Genomic DNA, 1,042 nt, shown 5'->3' with positions numbered 1-1,042 from the left:
GCCACCTTCATAATAAGCATTGTCCAAGAAACTGAGACAAACAACGTTCCCAGAGCGACTAGTTGATTTTCAAAGAGGATAATCAAAAATGCCGAAATCAACTTAAGCAGTGATTCAAAAACACTAAACACAGCATCAATACCTAAATCTTCATTGGCATTAATTTGCGCATTAAATGGCACGGTTACTACAGATGCTAATACGCCGACAGCCATAATCTGGTATAACGATTGAGCGGAAGAAACAACTGATACTGGTATGTTAATTAAATCTTCAAAAATAAAAGTTTGCAGTGAAAACAACAGTAAAAAAATAATCATAGCAACAACAATATGTAGCGATTTTGTGGTAGAAAAGACGCTAGTTCTTTTTTCTAACTGTTGGGTACTGTAAAAAGACAAATAACGCTGACTTGATGTTGTCATTGCTCCATTTAAAAACAGCATTAACGCCAAAACGCCGGCAATAAGGTTGAAAATACCATAGCCTTCAACACCAAGTTGATGGAGTAAAACACGTACCATATACAGGTTAACTACGGTCGTAATTAGCATTTTGACGATCTGAAAAAGAGTATTTTTCGCGACCCGCTTCCCTGACATTTTCTCTTCCGAATTTAAAGTAAAACTCGACGTTTAAGTGAATTAGTTACAACAATTCATAAAAACGTCATATCAATGCAACAATTAGCATTCAGATAGTAGATAAAAGGATATTTAAGTTCTATTGCTACAGGTACCAATCAAAGCGTTTGGTACTTTTTCCCAACCTTACGTTCTTTATTGGCATTACATTTTTATGACTTTCACTTTCCAAACCTCATTCTTTTACTCAACAAATCAAGTTCTGGAGAGTTGAAGAAGCATATAGTAGACTTCGCCTCCCAATGATAATGGAGAGAAATTCAATGAAACGTGTCGTTCTTTACGTCAAAGACAAATGCCCTCACTGCAAAGATGCTCAACGTTATCTTGATTCGAAAAACATTAATTACCGCCTTTGTAACGCGAAAATGCAACGTGGTCGTAAAGAGCTTGATGCA

General features: G+C 36.1%; 1 protein-coding gene and 1 pseudogene. One reads left to right on the top strand and one right to left on the bottom strand.

What is annotated here, in order from left to right:
• Positions 1-602: pseudogene (locus tag R7M72_RS25955) on the bottom strand (hypothetical protein); the annotation flags it as partial.
• Between the two features lie 305 nt (positions 603-907).
• Here R7M72_RS25955 and R7M72_RS25950 point away from each other — a divergent pair.
• The coding region (locus R7M72_RS25950) for a glutaredoxin (protein ID WP_318056576.1) at positions 908-1,042 on the top strand (135 nt) is incomplete at its 3' end.

Source organism: Vibrio sp. YT-18 (assembly GCF_033337345.1).
In the GTDB taxonomy this organism is placed as follows: domain Bacteria; phylum Pseudomonadota; class Gammaproteobacteria; order Enterobacterales; family Vibrionaceae; genus Vibrio; species Vibrio alginolyticus.
The sequence above is the reverse complement of the archived record's forward strand: the minus strand, read 5'-3'. Positions and strand labels throughout refer to the sequence as shown.